Origin of the sequence: Pseudomonas ovata (assembly GCF_003131185.1) — a bacterium.
Classification (GTDB): domain Bacteria; phylum Pseudomonadota; class Gammaproteobacteria; order Pseudomonadales; family Pseudomonadaceae; genus Aquipseudomonas; species Aquipseudomonas ovata.
On the sequence record NZ_QFFU01000022.1, the window covers coordinates 12,283 to 33,849 of the forward strand.

Annotated in this window: 18 protein-coding genes, 3 tRNA genes and 1 pseudogene; 4 read left to right on the top strand and 18 right to left on the bottom strand. The window is 63.1% G+C overall.

Translation table 11 applies throughout. The features are described 5' to 3' along the window. Positions 1 to 92 precede the first annotated feature (92 nt). Together DGA31_RS22675 and DGA31_RS22680 are read left to right on the top strand one after the other, a co-directional pair. Positions 93 to 1,217, top strand: a complete 1,125-nt coding sequence (locus DGA31_RS22675) for a nitrilase-related carbon-nitrogen hydrolase (RefSeq protein WP_109514058.1) — start codon at positions 93 to 95, stop codon at positions 1,215 to 1,217. Then, on the top strand, positions 1,214 to 2,263 hold the full coding sequence (locus DGA31_RS22680) for an AraC family transcriptional regulator (protein ID WP_109514100.1): 1,050 nt from the start codon (positions 1,214 to 1,216) through the stop codon (positions 2,261 to 2,263). Before DGA31_RS22675 ends, DGA31_RS22680 begins: the two co-directional genes overlap by 4 nt. On the opposite strand, the pseudogene DGA31_RS30895 reads toward DGA31_RS22680, so the two are convergent. Continuing rightward, a pseudogene (locus DGA31_RS30895) lies at positions 2,264 to 2,760 on the bottom strand (hypothetical protein). It lies immediately after the preceding gene. Positions 2,761 to 2,856: 96 nt separating this feature from the next. Between DGA31_RS30895 and ilvA the strand changes: the two are divergent. Further along, positions 2,857 to 4,383, top strand: a complete 1,527-nt coding sequence (gene ilvA / locus DGA31_RS22690) for a threonine ammonia-lyase, biosynthetic (protein WP_109514059.1) — start codon at positions 2,857 to 2,859, stop codon at positions 4,381 to 4,383. A gap of 216 nt (positions 4,384 to 4,599) precedes the next feature. Continuing rightward, complete coding sequence (locus DGA31_RS22695) at positions 4,600 to 5,643, top strand: DNA topoisomerase IB (RefSeq protein WP_109514060.1); 1,044 nt, start codon at positions 4,600 to 4,602, stop codon at positions 5,641 to 5,643. 5 nt (positions 5,644 to 5,648) lie between these two features. Here the strand turns inward: DGA31_RS22695 and DGA31_RS22700 are convergent, their stop codons facing one another. The 17 genes from DGA31_RS22700 to DGA31_RS22780 form a co-directional block, all read right to left on the bottom strand. Next, positions 5,649 to 6,572, bottom strand: a complete 924-nt coding sequence (locus DGA31_RS22700) for a DUF2242 domain-containing protein (RefSeq protein WP_109514061.1) — start codon at positions 6,570 to 6,572, stop codon at positions 5,649 to 5,651. A gap of 255 nt (positions 6,573 to 6,827) precedes the next feature. Beyond that, positions 6,828 to 6,904 (bottom strand) — tRNA-Asp (locus DGA31_RS22705). Between the two features lie 128 nt (positions 6,905 to 7,032). Continuing rightward, positions 7,033 to 7,109 (bottom strand) — tRNA-Asp (locus DGA31_RS22710). 69 nt (positions 7,110 to 7,178) lie between these two features. Continuing rightward, a tRNA-Val gene (locus tag DGA31_RS22715) sits at positions 7,179 to 7,254 on the bottom strand. Between the two features lie 126 nt (positions 7,255 to 7,380). Further along, positions 7,381 to 8,160 (bottom strand): SDR family oxidoreductase, encoded by a 780-nt coding sequence (locus DGA31_RS22720; protein ID WP_109514062.1) that lies wholly within the window; start codon positions 8,158 to 8,160, stop codon positions 7,381 to 7,383. After that, complete coding sequence (locus DGA31_RS22725; RefSeq protein ID WP_109514063.1) at positions 8,157 to 9,368, bottom strand: O-succinylhomoserine sulfhydrylase; 1,212 nt, start codon at positions 9,366 to 9,368, stop codon at positions 8,157 to 8,159. The genes DGA31_RS22720 and DGA31_RS22725 overlap by 4 nt, the downstream gene beginning before the upstream one ends. 20 nt (positions 9,369 to 9,388) lie before the next feature. After that, on the bottom strand, positions 9,389 to 10,897 hold the full coding sequence (gene purF / locus DGA31_RS22730) for an amidophosphoribosyltransferase (protein WP_056836804.1): 1,509 nt from the start codon (positions 10,895 to 10,897) through the stop codon (positions 9,389 to 9,391). A gap of 12 nt (positions 10,898 to 10,909) precedes the next feature. Then, positions 10,910 to 11,497 carry a CvpA family protein gene (locus tag DGA31_RS22735; RefSeq protein ID WP_056836807.1) on the bottom strand — a complete coding sequence of 196 codons (588 nt, stop codon included), beginning with the start codon at positions 11,495 to 11,497 and terminating at the stop codon, positions 10,910 to 10,912. A 137-nt stretch (positions 11,498 to 11,634) separates the two neighbouring features. Further along, a complete protein-coding gene (locus DGA31_RS22740; RefSeq protein ID WP_109514064.1) occupies positions 11,635 to 12,309 on the bottom strand; it encodes an SPOR domain-containing protein in 675 nt (224 codons plus the stop codon). A gap of 18 nt (positions 12,310 to 12,327) precedes the next feature. Beyond that, positions 12,328 to 13,608 (bottom strand): bifunctional tetrahydrofolate synthase/dihydrofolate synthase, encoded by a 1,281-nt coding sequence (folC, locus tag DGA31_RS22745; protein ID WP_109514065.1) that lies wholly within the window; start codon positions 13,606 to 13,608, stop codon positions 12,328 to 12,330. Then, entirely contained in the window at positions 13,605 to 14,525 is a 921-nt protein-coding gene (accD, locus tag DGA31_RS22750; RefSeq protein ID WP_056836813.1) for an acetyl-CoA carboxylase, carboxyltransferase subunit beta, read from the bottom strand. Before accD ends, folC begins: the two co-directional genes overlap by 4 nt. Before the next feature lie 254 nt (positions 14,526 to 14,779). Next, positions 14,780 to 15,400, bottom strand: coding sequence for a phosphoribosylanthranilate isomerase (locus tag DGA31_RS22755; protein WP_109514066.1), 621 nt, complete (start codon positions 15,398 to 15,400; stop codon positions 14,780 to 14,782). Between the two features lie 59 nt (positions 15,401 to 15,459). Beyond that, positions 15,460 to 16,314 (bottom strand): tRNA pseudouridine(38-40) synthase TruA, encoded by an 855-nt coding sequence (truA, locus tag DGA31_RS22760; protein ID WP_109514067.1) that lies wholly within the window; start codon positions 16,312 to 16,314, stop codon positions 15,460 to 15,462. Between the two features lie 83 nt (positions 16,315 to 16,397). Further along, positions 16,398 to 19,154: a motility hub landmark protein FimV gene (locus DGA31_RS22765; RefSeq protein ID WP_109514068.1), complete on the bottom strand. Its 2,757-nt coding sequence runs from the start codon at positions 19,152 to 19,154 to the stop codon at positions 16,398 to 16,400. Between the two features lie 107 nt (positions 19,155 to 19,261). Then, positions 19,262 to 20,272, bottom strand: a complete 1,011-nt coding sequence (locus tag DGA31_RS22770; RefSeq protein ID WP_109514069.1) for an aspartate-semialdehyde dehydrogenase — start codon at positions 20,270 to 20,272, stop codon at positions 19,262 to 19,264. Positions 20,273 to 20,338: 66 nt separating this feature from the next. Next, complete coding sequence (locus tag DGA31_RS22775) at positions 20,339 to 20,899, bottom strand: DUF1285 domain-containing protein (protein ID WP_056836825.1); 561 nt, start codon at positions 20,897 to 20,899, stop codon at positions 20,339 to 20,341. An 8-nt stretch (positions 20,900 to 20,907) separates the two neighbouring features. Then, on the bottom strand, positions 20,908 to 21,510 hold the full coding sequence (locus tag DGA31_RS22780; protein WP_056836828.1) for a DUF4823 domain-containing protein: 603 nt from the start codon (positions 21,508 to 21,510) through the stop codon (positions 20,908 to 20,910). Positions 21,511 to 21,567: the final 57 nt, after the last annotated feature.

The window sequence follows — 21,567 nt, forward strand, 5'->3', positions numbered from 1 at the left end:
CTCACTGATCAGGATGCGCAACCCGGGCTTGGCAAGCTGCCAGCCGCGCCCTACCCTAGTCGGCAACTTTCCAACGGCAGCGGCAGGGCTTCATGCGTAAAATTCTCGGTCTCTGCCTGACAGTGCTGGTCGCGGCCCTGCTGGTCAGCTATGGCGTATGGACCACCCAACGGCCCATGGGTCACTACCTGTCGGACCTGCGCATTCAACTGGTGGCCAACGAAGGCACGCCCGCCGGGCGCGGCAACCTGCTGGGCATCGAGGCCCGGCTGTACCCCACCGACTATCAGGACCTGAACCGCCTGCACCGCAAACTGGCCGCCTGGCTGCAACAGGCCCGGGATCAGGGTTTGCTCAATGACAAGACCCTGGTGGTATTGCCTGAGCACATCGGCACCTGGCTGTACGCGGCCGGCGAGAAGAATCAGTTCTACCAGGCCGACACGGTCGGGCAAGCCATGCACTGGCTGGCCTGGAGCAATCCTGTGCAGTTTTTGCGCGCCATGGCACAGGCAGAAGGCCAGCCCCGGCTGGCGGATGCCTACCTGCGCATGAAGGCCAGCGGCATGGCCCACGACTATCAACAGGTGTTCGGCGGCCTGGCGCGCGAGTTTGGCGTGACGCTGGTGGCCGGCTCCGTGGTGCTGCCTGACCCGCGGCTCGAAGACGGCCAATTGCACATCGGCTCCGGCCCCTTGTACAACGTCAGCCTGGTCTTTGGCGCCGACGGCCAGCCGCTGGGCCAGCCGCAACGCCAGATGGCCCCGGACAATCACCAGCGACGCTACATCAAGGCCGCAGATCCCGCCGCGCTGCAAGTCTTCGACACCCCGGCCGGACGCCTGGGCGTGCTGATCGGCAGTGACAGCCTGCATGCCGACTACTATGCGCGGCTCAACGACCAGGCGGTGCAATTGATTGCCGTGCCGGCCTTCCTGCCCAATCGCGAGCGCTGGAACCAGCCCTGGCGCGACCGCCGCGGTGTCGACCTGCCAGCCGGCAGCCTTACCGAGGCCCAGGCCTGGCGACACCTGACCCTGACCGGCCAGGCCCCGCGCAGCACGGCAAAGGCCGGGATCAGCGTGTTCATGCAGGGTCAGTTCTGGGACCAGAACAGTGCTGGCGAAAGCTTTACCCACGCACCCAGGGCCGTGCCGGCAGGACAACCGGTTGAACAGCGCAGCGACGGTGCCCGCATGATCAATGTGTGGCTGTGAACGCCCCCAGACCGACACTGCGCCTGGGTGACCTGTCGGTGGGGTTTATCCACAGCCTGAGCGATGCCGTGCGCAGTTATGGCCATGACCCGGTCTTGATGCTCGAACAATACGGACTGACGGCAGCCCGACTGGGCCAGGCCGGTGCACGGTTGTCGATCCCGCGCTACATGCACTTGGGGCATGCGGCCATCGCGCTGACCGGCCAGCCCGGGCTGGGCTTGCGCATGGGCCGGCTCAGCCGCCTGCCGCAGCTCGGGCTGGCCGGTGTCACCGCCGCCCAGGCCCCCACGGTGCGCGAGGCGGCGCGCACCCTGCTGCGCTTCGAGCCGTTGTACGCCTCCAACTACCGGGGCCAGTCAGTGTTCGAGGAAGACGCCGAGGGCGCGTGGCTGAATTTTTATTCCATCAGCCCGTACAACGCCTATAACCGTTTTGTCGTCGACTCGGTGTTCAGCGGCTGGCTGGCGCAATTGTCGGCCGTGGCCGGGCAAGCGCTCAAAGCCCAACGCATCGAAATCGAATGCGCAGCGCCGGACTATGCAGGCGACTATTCCCCGCTCAGCGAGCAATCCATCGTTTTCGATGCGAGCGCCAATCGGCTGCGGCTGGAACGTGCCTGCCTGCAGTTGCCCAACCCGGCGCACTGCCCCGGTACGTTCGATCACTTGCAGCAATTGTGTGAACAGGAACTGGAGCGCCTGACCCGCACACGCAGCCTGCGCGAGCGCATCATCGGCCTGTTGGGGCCGCTGCTCAATGGTGGAAGGGAACCGGATCTGGAAGCGGTGGCGACCCTGCTCAAGCTGCCGACCTGGACCTTGCGGCGCAAGCTGAGTGATGAGGGCACGCGCTTTCGGGACATTCTCAACGACACCCGCCGCGACCTGGCGATGGCGTATATCCGCGACACGGAACTGGCGTTCGGCGAGATCGCTTATTTGCTGGGGTTTGCCTCGGCAGAGGCCTTTCAGCGCGCCTTCAAACGCTGGAGCGGGCAGACGCCGGGAGAGTTTCGCCGCCACCAGCGCCAAAGCGCTCGATAATCACAGTTCGGTCGCGTCGTCGGCCGGCTCTACCGGGTCGAGTTCAAAGGCGCGCGATTCAAGCAGTTCTTCCTGGTATTCGTCCATGTGGCTAGCCCTCTTGGCTGAAGTTCTTTTGATCTGCCCTCGTTGTCTTGGGCGTTGGGTGTACTGACCGCAGGCTTGACAGTAAGGTTCGCCGATGAAGAAAAAATGTCAGTTCAGGTAAATATACGTGTCCACAGGCGGACAATTTAGCGTTGCCCTGCACTGTCGAGGTGCATGGCGTCTGCCATGGAACACGATGAAGGCACATTGCTGCTTGACCGGCTTGACGTGCAGCCCCTTCACACCCTACCCTCGCGGTCATGCCTACATTCAAGCAAAACCTCGGCCAGATTATTATTACCGTCATTCCAGTCATGGCGGGTTAGCCGACGTTTGCAAAAAAAACCCGCCCTGGAGGCGGGTTTTTTTCTGCCTCCCGGGTCTCGATACGTGAACCAGGAGTCAGCCATGATCGCCATCCTTCGCTCTATCGCCTCGCCTGCCAGCCCTGTGCGCTTTTCAGCCGTCGCCCTTCGCTCGTTCACTCTGGACAAGGAAACGCCGCGATGAGCCATGACCTGCTGAACCATTACATGCGCAAGATCCTCACCTCGCGCGTCTACGACGTCGCCATCGAAACCCCGTTGCACGGTGCCCGGCAACTGTCCGAGCGCCTGGGCAACCAGGTGCTGCTCAAGCGCGAAGACCTGCAGCCGGTGTTTTCCTTCAAGATCCGTGGCGCCTACAACAAGCTGGCGCAGCTGAGCCCCGCGCAAATGGCCTGCGGCGTGGTCACCGCCTCCGCCGGCAACCATGCCCAGGGCCTGGCCCTGGCGGCCCGCGAGCTGGGCATCAAGGCCGTTATCGTGATGCCCAAGACCACCCCGGAAATCAAGGTCGAGGGCGTGCGCTCACGCGGCGCGCAGGTGGTGCTGCATGGCGACTCGTTTCCCGAGGCGCTGGCGCATTCGCTCAAGCTGGTCGACGAACAGGGCCTGGTCTACATCCACCCCTACGACGACCCCGACACCATCGCCGGCCAGGGCACGGTGGCCATGGAAATCCTGCGCCAGCACCCCGGCCCGCTGGACGCCATCTTCGTGCCGGTCGGCGGCGGCGGGCTGATCGCCGGCATCGCCGCCTATGTGAAGTACCTGCGCCCGGAGATCAAGGTCATCGGCGTCGAGCCGGACGACTCCAACTGCCTGCAGGCCGCGATGGCCGCCGGTGAACGCGTGGTGCTCAGCCAGGTCGGGCTGTTCGCCGATGGCGTGGCGGTGGCGCAGATCGGCCAGCACACCTTCGAGGTCTGCCGCCATTACGTCGACGAGGTCATCACCGTCAGCAGCGACGAAATCTGCGCCGCCATCAAGGACATCTACGACGACACCCGCTCGATCACGGAACCGGCCGGCGCCCTGGGCGTGGCCGGCATCAAGAAATACGTCGAGCAGCGCGGTGTCCAGGGCCAGACCCTGGTGGCCATCGACTCGGGCGCCAACGTCAACTTCGACCGCCTGCGCCATGTCGCCGAGCGCGCCGAACTGGGCGAAGGCCGCGAGGCCATCATCGCGGTGACCATCCCCGAGCGCCCGGGCAGCTTCAAGGCCTTTTGCGAGGCGGTCGGCAAGCGCCAGATCACCGAATTCAACTACCGCTACCACACTGACCGCGAGGCGCACATCTTCGTCGGCGTGCAGACCCACCCGGACCGCGACCCGCGCCACGCGCTGATCGACAGCCTGACCGCACAGGGCTTTCCGGTGGTCGACCTGACCGACAATGAACTGGCCAAGCTGCACATCCGCCACATGGTGGGCGGGCATTCGGAGCGGGTCAGCGACGAGCTGGTGCTGCGCTTCGAGTTCCCGGAGCGGCCGGGGGCGCTGTTCAACTTCCTCAACAAGCTGGGCGGGCGCTGGACCATCTCGATGTTCCACTACCGCAACCACGGCGCCGCAGATGGCCGCGTGGTGGCCGGGCTGGTGGTGCCGGAGGACGAACACGACCTGGTCAAGGACACGTTGCAGGAGATTGGCTACCCGTATTGGGACGAGACGCATAATCCGGCGTACCGGCTGTTTATGGGGTAGAACCGAGTCGCGACCGTGGGTCGCTATAGAAATAACTGAGCGACCCACGGTCGCGAAAGGGCCGGGGCACACACTGAATCTGTTGCGCCTGATCGTGAGTCTTCGCGACCGCTGGTTGCTCCTACGGGGAACGTGACACGGTGGTGTCTGCAGATTTTTGGCACCTGTAAACGCGGCGAGGGTCCATGAAGATATCCCCTTCCGGACCTGAACGTCATGCCTGACGCCATCGCCGCCGAACAGCTTCCCAGCGACCTGCATTATGTCGACGACAGCCAGCCTGGCTTCAGTCGCAAGATCCTGCGCGGCAAGTTTGCCTACTTCGACCTGGACGGCCAGCGCATCCGCGACCAGGCCGAGATCGAGCGCATCAATGCGCTGGTCATTCCGCCCGCCTACACCGATGTGTGGATCTGCGCCGACCCTCGCGGTCACCTGCAGGCCACTGGCCGCGATGCGCGAGGGCGCAAGCAGTACCGTTACCACCCACGCTGGCGGGAAATTCGTGACCAGGACAAGTACACGCGCATGATGGCGTTCGGCTCGGCACTGCCGAAGGTGCGCAAGCAGCTCGAAGCGCAGATGGGCGTGCCCGGCATGGGTCGCGACAAGGTGATCGCGGCCGTGGTCATGCTGCTTGACGCCACCCTGATACGTATCGGCAATACACGCTACGCACGGGATAACCGTTCGTTCGGCCTGACCACCCTGCGCAACAAGCATGTGGACATCAAGGGCAGCGAGATCCTGTTTCAGTTCCGGGGCAAGAGCGGCGTCGAGCATCAGATCAGCATCAAGGACAAGCGCATGGCGCGCATCATCAAGCGCTGCCTGGAGCTGCCCGGCCAGAACCTGTTCCAGTACCTGGACGAAGACGGGCAGCGCCACGCCATCACCTCATCGGACGTCAACGCCTACCTGCACACCCTCACCGGCGCTGACTTCACCGCCAAGGACTATCGCACCTGGGCCGGCAGCGTCATGGCCCTGACCACCTTGCGCAAGCTGGACTGGGAGCCGGAAGCCGATGCGAAAAAGCACATCGTCGAGATGGTCAAGAACGTGGCCAGGGAGCTGGGCAACACGCCGGCGGTGTGCCGCAAGTGCTACATCCACCCGGCGGTGCTGGAAGGGTTTGTGCTGGGCCAGTTGGCGAAGCTGCCGCGGGTGCGCAAGCGCCAGGGCCTGAGTGCCGAAGAGGTCGCCTTGACGGCATTTCTCCAGCAACTGCACGAACAGAGCCTGGCGCAGAAGGGCTGACGCGGTTACGGGATCGGCATGGCCTGGATCGGTTCCGACGGCGGCTTGTTGGACGCAGGTTCCGTGGACAACGACTCGATGACCGGCTGTTCGGCGGCAGGTGGCTCTGCCGCTGGCTGAACCTCTTCAACGGGCGCCTGGGCCGGTGTTTCGACAGCCTCGACCTTGATCGACTCCGACTCCACAGGCGCCGCCTGCGGCTGACTGCTCACGTCGGTGGCCGGTGAATCGCTGACAGCCGCCGGCGCGGGCGTTGCATCAGCCGGCACCACCGCCGGGGTCGCCGGAGCCGACAGCGCCGCCGGTGCGGCAGGTACGGGCGCGGCAGCCGGAGCCGGAGCCACTTCAGGCACGCCCATGTCCGCCTTGGGTTTCTCGACGATATGCGCCGCCTGCTTGACCTCGGCCGGCAGGAAGTTTTCCACCAGGCCGAAGAAGCGCTCGTAGAACTTGTCTGACGCCACGGTTTCGCTGGCCACCTTGACCATCGAGTCGTCGGTGGAGCCGATCGGCATCGACACCGACCCCAGCACGCCGACGCCCAGGCTGGCCGAGGTGTTGGTTTTCTTCAACGCGTAGCGGTCCTGCAGAGCGTTGGCGAACATGCTCGAGGTACCAGGACTGGAGTCATCGGCACAGACCACGTTGAAGCTGATCTCGATATGGGTGTCGCCGGTCTGCTGGAAGCTCTTGCGCCCGCCGATCATCTTCGGGTCGTTGCTGGTGATGATGTAGCCCTGGCTGAGCAAGGCGCGGCGCGCCGCTTCGCAGGACGCTACGTCGCTGGCCGGGTAACTGCGCGAATACGTGCCGGCATCGTCGAAATGCTCGTGATCGTAAAGCGCCTGCTTCTTGGGAGACGTGCAGCCGGCAGCCAGCAGCAGGGCAGTCACCCAGCAGGCGGTGCGCACATTCAGAAAATTGACCATCGAGGATCCTGGAGAGAGTAGCGACAAGACGACAAAGCAAAAGAGGCGCCAAGTCTGCAACAAGGCAGGCAGAGGATCAACGCAGAGTTGGCATGGATGACGATACATTTTGTGTTTCATCAACCTTCGCGACAGACGTACCCGTCACTCGACGCTTGCGCATCAGAAAGGTGCAAAAACACCAGGCAATAAAAAAGCCACCCTGAGGTGGCTTTTTTATTCGCTTCAAGGAGTTCAAGGCCTTGAAGCTTTGTATGGCGCAGCGGACGGGACTCGAACCCGCGACCCCCGGCGTGACAGGCCGGTATTCTAACCGACTGAACTACCGCTGCGTATCGCTTGTGACGCTTACAACACTTTAATCGGCCTGAAATAAACTTTCGGTAGTTTGCATCACTGCCTGACTGATCAGCCCTTGGGCTTTTCAGTCCCGGACCCGGCGAACCCGGTCTGGATGATATGGCGCAGCGGACGGGACTCGAACCCGCGACCCCCGGCGTGACAGGCCGGTATTCTAACCGACTGAACTACCGCTGCGCATTCAGGACTTTCACCCTGGTTTTGAAACCTTGAAGACCCTCGTGAAACAGCCTTCAAACTCAACGATGGTGGGTGATGACGGGATCGAACCGCCGACCCTCTGCTTGTAAGGCAGATGCTCTCCCGGCTGAGCTAATCACCCTTTGCTTCGCTGAGGCCGCGAAATTTACGCACCTACAGAACCTAAGTCAATACCCTGATTGAAGTTTTTTAAAATCTCTCCAGATCAGAGCGCTTTTACCTGTCGCTGACAACTTGCCGCTTGCCACTATTCTACGTAGACCATCTTGCGGCTCATGCCGCCGTCGACCACGAACTCCTGCCCTGTCACGAAACCGGAGTTGCGCGACAACAGCCAGGCGACCATGGCCGCTACGTCTTCAACGGTGCCGACCCGGCCAACCGGGTGTTGCGCATGATCGGCATCGGCCAGCGGTTCGGCACGCCGCACGGAGGGATCACGGGCATCGATCCAGCCGGGACATACGGCATTGACACGGATCTCCGGCCCCAGGCTCATCGCCAGGGCATGGGTCAGGGCCAGCAGGCCACCCTTGCTCGCCACATAAGCCTCGGTATCAGGCTCGGACTGATGCGCACGGGTCGAGGTCAGGTTGACGATGCCGCCGCCGTGGGCACGCAGGTAAGGCGCACAGTGCTTGGCCAGCAGCATCGGACCACTGAGGTTGACCGCCAGCACCCGGTTCCAGCGCTCCAGGTCCAGGCTTTCGAGTGTGCCGTTGTGCGCCTCGGACACCGCCGCGTTGCACACCAGCGCATCCAGACGCCCGAACTGGCGCAGCACCTGGGCCACGCCGCCCACCACCTGGCTTTCACTGGCCACGTCCATGCAAATGAACAGGGCATTGTCACCCAGGCTTTCGGCGACCCTGGCACCGCGCATGCGGTCCACGTCGGTCAGCACCACTTGCCAGCCCTCGCTGATCAGCCAGGCGGCGATGCCCAGGCCGATGCCGCGAGCGGCCCCGGTGACCAGCGCCACCCGACCGTTGCTGTTGCTGTGGACCGGCAGCGTCCAGTCACTCACAAGGCTGCCAGCCCGCGTGCCAGGTCAGCCTGCAGGTCGGCCACTTCTTCCAGCCCGACAGCCACACGGATCAGACTGTCAAGGATGCCCGCCGAGGCGCGCTCCTGAGGCGACAGGCGACCATGGGAGGTGGTGGCCGGATGGGTGATGGTGGTCTTGCTGTCGCCCAGGTTGGCGGTGATCGACACCAGTCGGGTCGCGTCGATAAAGCGCCAGGCGCCCTCCTTGCCACCCTTGACCTCGAAACTCACCACCGCCCCGAAGCCTTTTTGCTGGCGCTGAGCCAGGGCGTGCTGCGGATGGCTCTTGAGGCCGGCGTAATGCACCTTCTCGATGCCGTCCTGCTGCTCCAGCCACTCGGCCAGGGCCTGGGCGCTGGCGCAATGGGCACGCATGCGCAGGCTGAGGGTTTCAAGGCCCTTGAGAAAGATCCAGGCGTTGAACGGGCTCAGGGTCGGGCCTGCGGTGCGCAGGAAACCGACCACTTCCTTCATCTGCTCGCTGCGACCGGCAACCACGCCGCCCATGCAACGGCCCTGGCCGTCGATGAACTTGGTGGCCGAATGCACCACGACATCGGCGCCCAGTTTCAGCGGCTGTTGCAAGGCCGGTGTGCAGAAGCAGTTGTCGACCACCAGCATCGCGCCCTTGGCATGGGCGACTTCAGCCAGCGCGGCGATATCGACCAGTTCGGCCAGCGGGTTGGACGGTGATTCGACGAACAACAGTTTCGTGTTGTTCTTGATCGCCGCATCCCAGCCGGCCAGTTCGGCCAGCGGCACGTAGTCGACTTCGACGCCGAAGCGCTTGAAGTACTTTTCGAACAGGCTGATGGTCGAGCCGAACACGCTGCGCGACACCAGCACATGATCGCCGGCGCTGCACAGGCTCATCACCACAGCCAGGATGGCGGCCATGCCGGTGGCCGTGGCCACCGCCTGCTCGGCGCCTTCGAGGGCGGCAATGCGCTCCTCGAAGGAGCGCACGGTCGGGTTGGTGTAGCGCGAATAGACATTGCCTGGCACTTCACCTGCGAACCGGGCGGCGGCATCGGCCGCCGTACGGAACACATAACTGGAGGTGAAGAACATCGGATCACCGTGTTCACTCTCCGGCGTGCGGTGCTGGCCGGCACGTACGGCCAGGGTATCGAAGCCTGCGCCGTCCAGATCACTGTCCAGGCGCCCTGCATCCCATTGCTCAGACATGCGCGTATTCCTTGTCGCAATCAGTTGTTGTACAGATCGATGATCGCACTTACGGCCTGGGTCTTGACCTTGGCCGCGTCGTTGCGCGCATCTTCGATCCGGTTCAGGTAATGCTCGTCGATGTCGCCGGTCACGTATTTGCCATCGAAGACCGAGCAGTCGAAATTGTCGATCTTGATCTTCTTGCTGCCGCTGACCGCTTCGATCAGGTCGCTGAGGTCCTGGTAGACCAGCCAGTCGGCACCGATCAGGTCGGCCACTTCCTGGGTGCTGCGGTTGTGGGCGATCAGTTCGTGGGCGCTCGGCATGTCGATGCCGTACACGTTCGGATAACGCACAGCAGGCGCCGCCGAGCAGAAATACACATTCTTGGCGCCGGCTTCACGGGCCATCTGGATGATCTGCTTGCAGGTGGTGCCGCGCACGATCGAGTCGTCGACCAGCATCACGTTCTTGCCGCGAAATTCCAGCTCGATGGCGTTGAGCTTCTGGCGCACGGACTTCTTGCGGGCCGCCTGGCCGGGCATGATGAAGGTACGGCCGATGTAGCGGTTCTTGACGAAGCCTTCGCGGAACTTGACGCCCAAGTGGTTGGCCAGCTCCAGCGCCGCCGTGCGGCTGGTGTCAGGAATCGGGATGACCACGTCGATGTCGTGCTCGGGACGCTCGCGACGGATCTTGTCGGCCAGCCGCTCACCCATGCGCAGGCGCGCCTTGTACACCGAGATGCCGTCGATGATCGAGTCCGGACGCGCCAGGTAGACGTGTTCGAAGATGCACGGTGCGTACTTGGGGTTCGGCGCGCACTGACGGGTGTAAAGCTTGCCGTCGTCAGTGATGTACACAGCCTCGCCCGGTGCCAGGTCGCGAATCAGGGTGAAGCCCAGCACGTCCAGAGCCACGCTCTCGGAGGCGATCATGTACTCCACACCTTCGTCGGTGTGACGCTGGCCGAACACGATCGGACGAATGGCGTCCGGGTCACGGAAGCCGACGATGCCATAACCGGTGATCATCGCCACCACGGCGTAGCCACCACGGCAACGCTTGTGCACGTCGGTGACGGCCGCGAAGATGTCTTCTTCGGTGGGCTGCAGCTTGCCGCGCACGGCCAGCTCGTGGGCGAACACGTTGAGCAGCACTTCCGAGTCGGAGTTGGTGTTGACGTGACGCAGGTCAGACTCGTAGATCTCCTTGGCCAACTGCACGACGTTGGTCAGGTTGCCGTTGTGCGCCAGGGTAATGCCATAAGGCGAGTTGACGTAAAACGGCTGGGCCTCGGCCGAGGTCGAGCTGCCCGCTGTCGGATAGCGCACATGGCCGATGCCCATGTGCCCGACCAGACGCTGCATATGACGCTGCTGGAACACATCGCGCACCAATCCGTTGTCCTTGCGCAGGAACAACCGGCCGTCATGGCTGGTCACGATACCGGCAGCATCCTGGCCGCGATGCTGCAGGACAGTCAGCGCGTCATAGAGCGCCTGATTGACATTCGACTTACCGACGATTCCGACGATGCCACACATGCGACACAACCCCTACTTAATGGAACTGGATTTACCAAGCACGTCCTGCGCCGCTTCCGGCGACAGGACCTGCTCCTTGAACGGTAGCTCAGCAGGAATGCTGATACCGCTGGCGGACCACTGACCGGACATCCCGAGAACCAGGTTTTTCGACCAGTCAGCGACCATGAGAAATTGCGGGAGCAGACGCGATTGCTGCCACCATTGATCCTGTTGCACCGGCCCCAGGCTCATCAGCCCGACGGCGATGACGACCAACAGGCCACCGCGCGCGGCACCAAAGACCATGCCCAGGAAACGATCGGTCCCGGACAGCCCGGTGACGCGAATCAGTTCGCCGATGAGAAAATTGACCATGGCGCCTACCAGCAGGGTGGCGACAAAAAGAATGACACAACTGGCAATGATGCGCGCAGAAGGCGTTGCGATGTAGTCAGCCAGGTGGTGGGCCAGCCCCGCGCCGAACATCCAGGCGACCGCACCTGCAATGATCCAGGTCAGCAGCGACAGGGCTTCCTTGACGAAGCCGCGCTTGAGACTGATCAAAGCGGAGATGGCGATAATCGCAAGAATCGCCCAGTCAACCGGAGTAAATGACACGTTGCAGCCTGCAGACGGATAAGGCGGCGCATTTTAGCAGAGCGCTCGGCCCTCGGTAAGCTGCGATTATCGGTGCAGGGATTTTTATCCAGAACGGACCAGGAAACTGGCCCGTATTACGCAGAAATGCAGGAGAGTCAGCCGCGCTCAGGCTGGAAGCGCACCACGATGCCCTTGAGCTTTTGCTGCTTGTCGAGCTGATCGCGCAGGCGGTCGGCCTCGGCACGCTCGATCAGCGGCCCGACGAACACCCGGTTGACCTCGCCTGCAGTGCGGATGTAGGCGTTATAGCCCTGGGCACGCAGGGTCTTTTGCAGGTTGTCGGCATTGGCCCGGTTCGACAGGCTGGCCAGTTGCACCGACCAACTCACCGACAGGCCGTTGGCATCGACACCACTGGGCGCCGCCGGTTTGGCGGGCGTGGTCGCCGGGGCCGTGGCGGCAGGCACCGAAGCGGTGGTCACAGGCGCCGGGGTCGGCTTGGCAGCGGGCGCAGGCCTGGGCGCCGGTGCGCTGGCAACCGGTGCCGATGCTTGCGCAGAAGCGGTGGGTGCCGGTGCAATCGGCATCGACGGCGGCGCAGTGCCAGTGGGCGCATTATCAACCAGCGCCTCCTGCTGCTCAGGCACCGGGACCGGCTCTACCTGCAAAGGCTGCACCGCCGGTGCCTGGGGGGCTGCCGGGGCGTCGACCTGCACCGAACGGGTCTCGTCCTGGCGGGTAAACAACATCGGCAGGAAGATGACCGCCAAAGCGATCAATACCAGCGCACCCACCATCCGCTGCTTGTAAGCCTTATCCAGAAACGCCATGTGCAGCTTCCTCAATCCTCAATCGGTGTGCCGGGCCAACCACGCCAGCGCCTCGGACACACAATAAAAAGACCCGAACACCAGGATCTCGTCATCGGCTGTCGCCTGCACGCACTGTGCTTGCAGCGCCTGCGCGACATCCTGATAAGACGTCACATTCGCGCCAAGGTTCTGCAGGGTCGACTGCAATTGCACGACCGGTCGGGTACGCGGCGTCGGCAAAGGCGCCACCGCCCAGTGCCGGATGCTGCCCTGCAACTCACCCACCACGCCCTCAAGGTCCTTGTCGGACAGCAGGCCGAATACGGCCAGGCGCCCGGCAGACAGCGGTCGCTGGGCCATGCGCTGCGCCAGGAAGCGGGCAGCATGCGGGTTGTGACCGACGTCCAGCAGCAACGTGAGGGGCTTGCCCTGCCAGCGCACGACCCGCCGATCCAGCCGCCCGACGATACGCGCATCCCTCAGCGCCTGACGCAATACATCAGCCTGCCAGGGCAGGTCGAGCTGGGCATAGGCCTGCAAGGCCAGGGCGGCATTTTCCATCGGCAGGTCGAGCAAGGGCACCTCACGCAGTTCAAGCGGGTGCCCTGCCCGGTCACGCCCCTGCCAGTGCCAGCCCCGCGCCTCGATGCTCAGATCGAAATCGCGGCCGCGCAGTGACAACGGACACGCCAGCTCGGCAGCACGCTCAAGCAATGGCGCCGGTGGATCGAGATCACCACACAGCGCCGGCACACCGGCGCGCAAGATCCCGGCCTTTTCAAATGCCACCGATTCGCGGGTGTCGCCCAGCCAGTCGGCATGGTCCAGCCCGATGCTGGTCACCAGCGCCAGATCGGCATCGACCAGATTGACAGCATCCAGGCGCCCGCCCAGGCCGACTTCCAGTACCACGGCATCCAGTTGCGCCTGCTCGAACAGCCAGAACGCCGCCAGGGTGCCCATCTCGAAGTAAGTCAGGGTGATATCACCACGCGCAGCCTCGACAGCGGTAAAGGCTGCGCACAACTGTGCATCGCTGGCCTGCTCGCCCTGCACCTGCACACGCTCGTTGTAGCGCAGCAGGTGCGGCGAGCTGTAGACGCCGACCTTCAGGCCCTGCGCCTGCAACAGAGCTGCCAGGAAGGCACAGGTCGAGCCCTTGCCGTTGGTGCCGGTCACGGTAATCACCCGCGGTGCCGGCCGGGTCAGGCCCAGCTGGCGAGCGACTTGCCGTGAACGGTCCAGCCCCATGTCGATGGCCGACGGGTGCAGTTGCTCCAGATAGGCAAGCCAGTCATCCAGCGTGCGCGCGGTCATACGGTGGCCAGGTCCGGCTCGGCGGCAACGGCCTCAAAGACCGGCTTTGGTGTCTTTGGCGACGGCAGGCCCAGCATCTGTGCCAGCAGCCGGGCCATGCGCACGCGCAGTTCCTGGCGCGGGATGATCATGTCGATGGCGCCATGCTCGATGAGGAACTCGCTGCGCTGGAAACCTTCGGGCAGTTTCTCGCGCACGGTCTGCTCGATGACGCGAGGACCGGCAAAGCCGACCAGCGCCTTGGGTTCGGCAATGATCACATCGCCCAGCATGGCCAGGCTGGCGGAAACGCCGCCGTAGACCGGGTCGGTCAGCACGGAGATGAACGGAATGCCTTCTTCGCGCAGACGTGCCAGCGCCGCCGAGGTCTTGGCCATCTGCATCAGGGAGATCAGCGCTTCCTGCATGCGCGCACCGCCGGAGGCCGAGAAGCAGATCATCGGGCAGCGGTGTTCAAGCGCGTAGTTGACTGCGCGTACAAAGCGCTCGCCAACGACAGCGCCCATCGAACCGCCCATGAACGAGAATTCGAACGCCGACACCACGACAGGAATGTCCAGCAGCGTACCGCTCATGGAAATCAGGGCGTCTTTTTCGCCGGTCTGCTTTTGCGCAGCGACCAGGCGGTCCTTGTACTTTTTGCCATCGCGGAATTTCAGGCGGTCCACAGGCTCCAGGTCGACACCCAGCTCATTGCGGCCCTCGGCATCGAGGAAAATGTTCAGGCGCGCGCGCGCACCAATGCGCATGTGGTGATCGCACTTGGGGCAGACATCCAGGGTCTTTTCCAGTTCGGGGCGATACAGCACCGCTTCGCAGGAGGGGCACTTGTGCCACAGACCTTCAGGGACCGAGCTTTTCTTGACCTCGGAACGCATGATCGAAGGGATCAGTTTGTCTACCAACCAATTGCTCATGCTTTGCTTCTCCAGTACCGGTTCGGTTCCAGCACCTGACGCCTGTGCGTCGGGTGCATGCCCTTGACTAAATTCGTGATGTTGGCCGAAACAGACAGCCTGCGGCCGGCGCCTGGCCAGACCCGCCTGCTTTCGACCATGGTATTTACAATCCGGCCAGCGCCCATCAGGACCTGACCTGCTCAATAAGACCTGCCGATGCGGTTCGACACAGGGACAGGCTAATGGACGGCAGCACTTTGGCAACCGTCACATCAGGCCCCACGCACAGCACGCATGAAAGCCCGTACCTTGTCGTGATCCTTGATGCCCTTGCGCAACTCCACCCCGCCACTGACATCCACCGCATAAGGCCTGACCTGTGCAATGGCCTGCGCCACGTTGTCCGGAGTCAGGCCACCGGCCAGAATCACCGGCTTTGCCAGGTCCTCGGGAATCAGGCTCCAGTCAAAGGCTTCTCCGGTGCCGCCCGGCACGCCGGGCACATAGGCATCGAGCAACAGCCCGCTGGCCTTGGCGTATGTCCTGCAAGCGGCGGCGATGTCATCGCCAGGCCTGACCCGCAGCGCCTTGATGAACGGCCGGTGGTAACCGGCGCAGTCCTCGGGTGATTCATCGCCATGAAACTGCAGCAGGTCGAGCGCCACGGCCTCGAGGGTCTCGTTGAGCTCGCACCGGGTGGCATTGACGAACAACCCGACCGTGGTGACGAACGGCGGCAAGGCGGCAATGATTGCCCGCGCCTGCAACACAGTGACCGCACGCGGGCTGGGCGGATAAAACACCAGCCCGATGGCATCTGCGCCGGCATCCACGGCAGCCAGTGCATCTTCCATGCAGGTAATCCCGCAGATCTTGCTTCGAACGGCTGACATGTCGCGAAACCTCAGTCCTTTCGGAAAGTGCCGGATGTTAACAAATGCTGCTGCGATCGTCAGCCGGCAAGGCCAGTGAAGCCGGTGAGAAAATGCGGACCGATGTAACGTTCCGGCAAGGCGAACTCATCGTGGTACTCGACCTGCACCAGGTACAGGCCGAAAGGATGCGCCGTGACCCCGCCATTGCGCCGCACCCGGCTCTGCAAGACTTCCAGGGCCCATTGCGGCGGCCGCTCGCCGGTGCCGATGGTCATCAGGACACCTGCAATATTACGGACCATGTGATGCAAGAAGGCGTTGGCCCGCACATCAATGACAATCATCTTGCCGTGACGGGTCACACGCAGGTGGTGCATTTTCTTGATGGGTGACTTGGCCTGGCATTGCCCGGCACGGAAGGCACTGAAATCGTGGGTACCAATCAGGTATTGCGCCGCCTCGGCCATGCGCTCGACATCCAGCGGCCGGTAGTTCCAGGTGACCTCCTGGCCCATGTGCGCCGGGCGGATCGGGTCGTTGTAGATCACATAGCGATAACGTCGGGCGATGGCCTTGAAGCGCGCATGAAAATGCGGCGGCATGACGCGCGCCCAGGTCACACTGACATCGTGCGGCAGGCTGGCATTGGTGCCCATGACCCAGGCTTTTTCAGAGCGCTCGACCGTGGTATCGAAGTGCACCACCTGACCGCAGGCATGCACCCCGGCGTCGGTGCGGCCGGCGCACTGCAGCGAGACGGGCGTTGCCGCCACCTTGCCAAGGGCATTTTCGAGAATTTCCTGGACGGTGGTCGCACTGCTGAGCTGACGCTGCCAGCCGTTGTAGCGCGAGCCCTTGTATTCGACGCCCAGCGCAATGCGGTAAACGCCCTCGGCAGCCGTTTCGGCAGCCGGGTTATCGATATTGGCCAAGGATTACAGCCTGAGAGGGTTACAAAAAGGGCGGCCATTATAAGGCGGCGGACAAAAGACGCCAGCCGCCCCGATGCATGATGTCAGGTCAGGCCTGCCAACAGCTCCCGCGCTTCGCTTTTCTGCCCTTCGTCACCCTCGTCGACTACTTCGCCAAGAATGTCGCGCGCGCCGTCGGCATCGCCCATGTCGATATAAGCCCGTGCCAGGTCCAGCTTGGTTGCCGCCTCGTCGGTGCCTGAAAGAAAATCGAATTCAGGCTCGTCATCGAAGGCCAACGCATCGTCGCTGGTGAAAGGCGCCGGCTCGTTGCGCGTGAAGGCCTGTTCTTCGAGCGGTGGGTTCTCCAGGCTCTGCGACAGACGATCGAGTTCGGCATTGACGTCGTCGATCTCGGAGGCAAAGGCTTCGCTGGCGTGCTCGGTTTCAATTTCGTCGGCCAAAGACAGGTCGAAATCCTCGGGCAGTTCCAGGTCAACGTTGGCGTGCTCAGGCTCGCTCGCACCCAGGTCCAGCGGATCTTCACCCAAGCCTGCCAGGAAATCGTCCTCGTGACTGAGCACCGGATCATCGTCGGCCAGATCAAGGTCGAAGTCCGACAGATTGTCAGGCTCGGGGCTCACCGCTGACAGCGGCTCGTCCATGACCGGCGTATCGCTGGCACCTGGCGCGTCGTCGAGCAGCAGGTCATCCAGGTCGTCCACCGTGACCACATGATCTTCAGGCGCCGACTCAAGGGCATCCAGGCTCAGGTCAAACTCGTTTTCCAGCGGGTCGACTTCAGCCTCGTCCTGCGCCACGGCTGGCGGCTCAACGACTGGCTCGACCACCGGCGCCTGCTCGGGCTCGTCATCGGCCAGCAGTTCTTCCAGGTACTTGGCATCCAGTTCCGTCGACAGCGCCGCCGTAGTGGCGGCGACTGCGGCGGCAGCGGCAACGGCGGCCACAGGCGCTGCGGTATCGGCCACTTTAGGCTCTACAGGCAATGGCACAACGGCCGGCGCCAGCGCCGGCCCGGCCTCAGCTTGAAGCTTTCCCGCCGCCACCAGCTTTCGTTCATGAGCCGCGAACGCCTTGTGGTTGCCTTGCTCGGCGTAGATTTCCATCAGTTTCAGACGCAGATCGTCGCGCTGCGGCTCTTCTCTGACCGACTCTTCCAGCAGTTCCACAGCCTGGTTCATGCGGCCATAGGCAATATGGATCTCGGCTTGCACCAGAGGATCGGTCGGTCGGTCGCGCGAGGCATTGGCAGCAGCGGCGGCCACGGCAGCCGGGGCCATTTTGTAGCTGGGCGAAGCGACGTCCAGGCCATCGAAGCTGTCGGCCGGCGCATTGAGTTCCATGTCGTTGGTGAACTGCGCTTCTTCGGCCAGGGCACGCGCCATGCGCTTGTGCTTGTCTTTCTCGGCCTTGGCATTGCGACGACGCGCCAGAAACAGCAGCAGCAAGGCCAGGACCAGCAAGGCGGCACCGCCAATCAGGCCAAGCATCACCGGGTTGTCGAGCACGGCCTTGAGCGGATCGGATTCAGGCTCGGCAGCCACAGGCTCCACCGCCAGCGGCTGATCGGCTGGTGGTGTGGCCACCTGGGCTGCCGCCAGGGCGTCTTCAGGTGCAACCTCACCGGCCGGCTTGATCGGCGCACCGGCGGCATCGACAGCAGTGGCCGGCAACGGTGCGACAGCCGGGGTGGCCGGCGCGGCCGGTGCGTTGGCTCCGGCCTGCATCTTGGCCAGTTGATCGTTCTTGAGTTCCATCAGGCGCTGCAGCTTGTCGAGCTGGCTCTGCAGATCGCCCATGCGGCTTTGCAGCTCGGCATTGTCACGACGCGTGGTGTCGAGCGCTTCCTGGGTCACCGCCAGCTTGTTGGCCAGGTCGGCATCGGCCGCCGCGCCTTTCTGGGCGGCGGGGCCGGCCGCGACCAGGCTGAGGTTATCCCTGGCTTCGACCTGGGCGGGGGCTGCGCCTGCACTGGCGCGGCGAGTGGCATCCACCTGACGACTGCCGGCAGGCGTCCTGCGGCCTTCGCGCCAGGCGCGGTATTGCTGGGCCACTTCGGCCACGGCCTGGCTTTGCGGCAAGGCGGTGGCCTGCGGCGCAGTCGGCAAGCGCAAGACCTGGCCTTTCTTGAGGCGGTTGATATTGCCATCGATGAACGCATCCGGATTCAGTGCCTGGATGGCCAGCATGGTCTGTTGAATGGTGCCGCCATTGCGCACCTTCGCCGCGATTTCCCACAGGGTATCGTTGTTGGAGGTGACGTAGCGGGCCGCCTTGTCGGCGCTCGGTGCCGGCAAAGGCGCCTCGGCAGGCGCTGCCGCAGCGGCCGCCGGGGCTTGCGGTGCCGGTGCAGCCACCGGCGGTGTCACCGATGGCAGTTGCGGGGCGGCCGCCGCAGGCACGGCTGCCGGCTTCTCGGCAGGCGCGGCAGCCGTTTCGAATTTGGGCGGGTCCAGCAGCAGGCTGTACTCACGCTGAGCACGGCCATTGGGCCACAGGACCTGTACCAGAAACTTTACGTAAGGATCACGCACCGGCTTGCTGGAAGTAATGCGCAAGACGCTCTTGCCACCGGGATTGATCACCGGGGTAAAGGTCAGGTCACTGAGAAAGGCCTGCCGGGTCACGCCTGCCTGGGCGAAATCGGCCGTCGTGCCCAGGCTGGGCACCAGTTGCGAGGCGTTGATGCCCTTCGCATCCGTCAGCTCGATTTCAGCCAGCAGTGGCTGGTTCAGGGTCGACTTGACCGACAACTCACCAAGCCCCAACGCATGCACCATGCCCGATGACAGTGCCGAAGCTGCAGCGATTGCTACTACCAGTTTACGAACCTGAACCATAGCCCATCCCTTGTTAAATATTCCCCGAAGCTGAAGAACTTAGTTCCGCAATGGGTCTAAAGCGTGTTGTTGCTAGAGTATTTCTGCAAATTACCGACAAGTATCTTTTACACATGGTCTTTTATCAACAATTCACCCAACTGCACAGCATTGAGCGCAGCACCTTTGCGTGCATTATCTGACACAAGCCACAAACCGAGCTGCTTGGGGTCGTCCATCGAGCCACGCACCCGACCAACATAGACCACATCCTGACCCACTGCGTCGCCTACCGGCGTTGGATAGTCACCCGCCTCGACCCACTCGATCCCGGCTGCCGCCTCAAGGCGTTCATTGATGGCCTGCAGGTCGACATCCCTGGCGCCTTGCAGCGAAACGCTGAAGCTGTCGCCAAAAAACACAGGGACCTGAACGCAACTGGCCGCAACCTTCAGCAAAGGCAGACCCAGCAGTTGGCGCAACTCCAGGATCAGGCGTTTTTCCAGGGCCACATGACCGTCGGCATCGGGCGTGCCCACCTGCGCAAGCACGTTGAAAGCCACCTGGCGATCAAAAAAGCGCGGTTCCAGTGGACGGACATTGAGCAATTCGGCGGTCTGGCGTGCCAGCTCGCTGACGCCTTCGCGGCCCACGGTAGAGACGGCCAGGCAGGCCGTGACATCGACGCGCTGAATGTCCAGCAAATCCTGCAAGGGTGCCAGGACCAGGGCCAGCGCAGTGGCCGACGGACTCGGACTGGCCACCAGGCACGCACCCGACAGGCCCGCCAGTCGTGCCGCATTGATTTCAGGCACCACCTGCGGCGCCTGGTCAGCCGGGAAAGCACCGGACAAATCGACCACCGAGCAGCCCGCTTGCAGCGCACGCGGGGCAAAACTCAGGCTGACGGCGGGACCGGCGGCGAAAAACGCCAGGCGCACGCGAGAAAAATCGAAGGCATCGACTTCACGCACTCGTACGTTCTTGCCGCGAAAGGGCACTGAACTGCCGGCAGATTCGGCGCTGGCGAGCAAATGCAGCTCACCCACCGGAAAATCGCGCTCTTCAAGAATCTGGACAATGGTTTCGCCGACAGTACCGGTGGCGCCAATCACGGCGATATCAAAGGACTGGCTCATGCAAAAACCTCAGGAAAAAACAGGGAGCGGCACTTTACGCGGGCAACGCCTGTCAGGCAAACGAGGTCACGGCTCCAGGCCGAGGCAGAAAAAGGCCCCATGGCTCCAGACACCCAGCCAGCGCTGGCCGTCGATCTCACGCACCACCGCCAGCTCGACCAGTTGGTAGAACACATTGCGATGAATCAGGGCCTCGAGGTTGTCACGCACCAGCACATACGGCGCAGGCTCCTGGGTCAGCGGGTCGGTGTGAACACGCAAGGGATGACCGGGGCCGACTTCGACTTCATCGTCGACGTGGGTCAGCAAGCGCAGGACCTGGGTTTCACCTTCGCCCGTCACCTGCAGGATCACGGCCACGAAGGGTGCGTCATCGACCTGGATGCCGACCTTTTCCACCGGCGTGACCAGGAAATAATCATCACCGTCGCGGCGAATGATCCGGGAAAACAGCCGCACCATCGGCTTGCGACTAATGGGCGAGCCCAGGTAGTACCAAGTGCCGTCGCGAGCGATACGCATGTCGATATCACCGCAGAATGCCGGATTCCACAGGTGCACCGGCGGCAATGCACCACTTTTCGGAATCTGCCCCAGCAGATCGTTAACCTTGCCTGAATCACTCATGATGAGTCCTAACGGGAAAGTCCCAACAGACTGCGAGCGTAGTCTTCCAGGGGCGGACCAAGCAAATCTTCAGGACGGGTATCGTAAAGCGTCAGCAATCCGCCGCGACTGCGAATACGGGCGCTGTCGATCAGATAACGCGTACTGGTTTCAACCAGCATCAACTGGATGACGCCGCTGTCGATGCCCATGCGATCCAGTGCTTCTTCGTCTGCCCACTGATCATAGGTGCCGATCCGGTCGTCAGCCCTGGCAAAACGCGCGTAGAGCAGATAGTGAGCACCGGCACTGCGCGCCTCGGTCAAGGCATCGTCAAGGCCGAGCGGCCCACGAGCACGGCGGACCATGGGAAAGAACTCAACAAAGTTATCGAAGGCCTCTTCAGCCACCACATTGGGGCGCGGGTAAGCCTTGCCAGGCGGCACGAAAGCGCCCTGAGCGATGTAGATGAAGGAGTCGGGTTGCAGGCGAAAGTTGCTGGTGCGCCGGGTCTGGCTATGATCGAGCAGGCCGGCATCGCTGAACTGCTCGCGCACCCCCTCCCCCATGTCACTCACTTTCATGCAACCGCCCAGCGCCACAAGCGCCAGCAGCAAGACCAGGCTACGCATCATATTCCTCCCAGAGGCCGGTGACGAAAAACCGGCGAATGGTCGCCTGATGCAGCT

Excerpts from the sequence above, each read along its gene's own strand:
- DGA31_RS22675 (WP_109514058.1), top strand. The coding sequence starts at position 93 with ATGCGTAAAATTCTCGGTCTCTGCCTGACAGTGCTGGTCGCGGCCCTG.
- ilvA (WP_109514059.1), top strand. The coding sequence starts at position 2,857 with ATGAGCCATGACCTGCTGAACCATTACATGCGCAAGATCCTCACCTCG.
- DGA31_RS22695 (WP_109514060.1), top strand. The coding sequence starts at position 4,600 with ATGCCTGACGCCATCGCCGCCGAACAGCTTCCCAGCGACCTGCATTAT.
- DGA31_RS22700 (WP_109514061.1), bottom strand. The coding sequence starts at position 6,572 with ATGGTCAATTTTCTGAATGTGCGCACCGCCTGCTGGGTGACTGCCCTG.
- DGA31_RS22725 (WP_109514063.1), bottom strand. The coding sequence starts at position 9,368 with ATGTCTGAGCAATGGGATGCAGGGCGCCTGGACAGTGATCTGGACGGC.
- purF (WP_056836804.1), bottom strand. The coding sequence starts at position 10,897 with ATGTGTGGCATCGTCGGAATCGTCGGTAAGTCGAATGTCAATCAGGCG.
- DGA31_RS22740 (WP_109514064.1), bottom strand. The coding sequence starts at position 12,309 with ATGGCGTTTCTGGATAAGGCTTACAAGCAGCGGATGGTGGGTGCGCTG.
- folC (WP_109514065.1), bottom strand. The coding sequence starts at position 13,608 with ATGACCGCGCGCACGCTGGATGACTGGCTTGCCTATCTGGAGCAACTG.
- accD (WP_056836813.1), bottom strand. The coding sequence starts at position 14,525 with ATGAGCAATTGGTTGGTAGACAAACTGATCCCTTCGATCATGCGTTCC.
- DGA31_RS22755 (WP_109514066.1), bottom strand. The coding sequence starts at position 15,400 with ATGTCAGCCGTTCGAAGCAAGATCTGCGGGATTACCTGCATGGAAGAT.
- DGA31_RS22765 (WP_109514068.1), bottom strand. The coding sequence starts at position 19,154 with ATGGTTCAGGTTCGTAAACTGGTAGTAGCAATCGCTGCAGCTTCGGCA.
- DGA31_RS22770 (WP_109514069.1), bottom strand. The coding sequence starts at position 20,272 with ATGAGCCAGTCCTTTGATATCGCCGTGATTGGCGCCACCGGTACTGTC.
- DGA31_RS22775 (WP_056836825.1), bottom strand. The coding sequence starts at position 20,899 with ATGAGTGATTCAGGCAAGGTTAACGATCTGCTGGGGCAGATTCCGAAA.
- DGA31_RS22780 (WP_056836828.1), bottom strand. The coding sequence starts at position 21,510 with ATGCGTAGCCTGGTCTTGCTGCTGGCGCTTGTGGCGCTGGGCGGTTGC.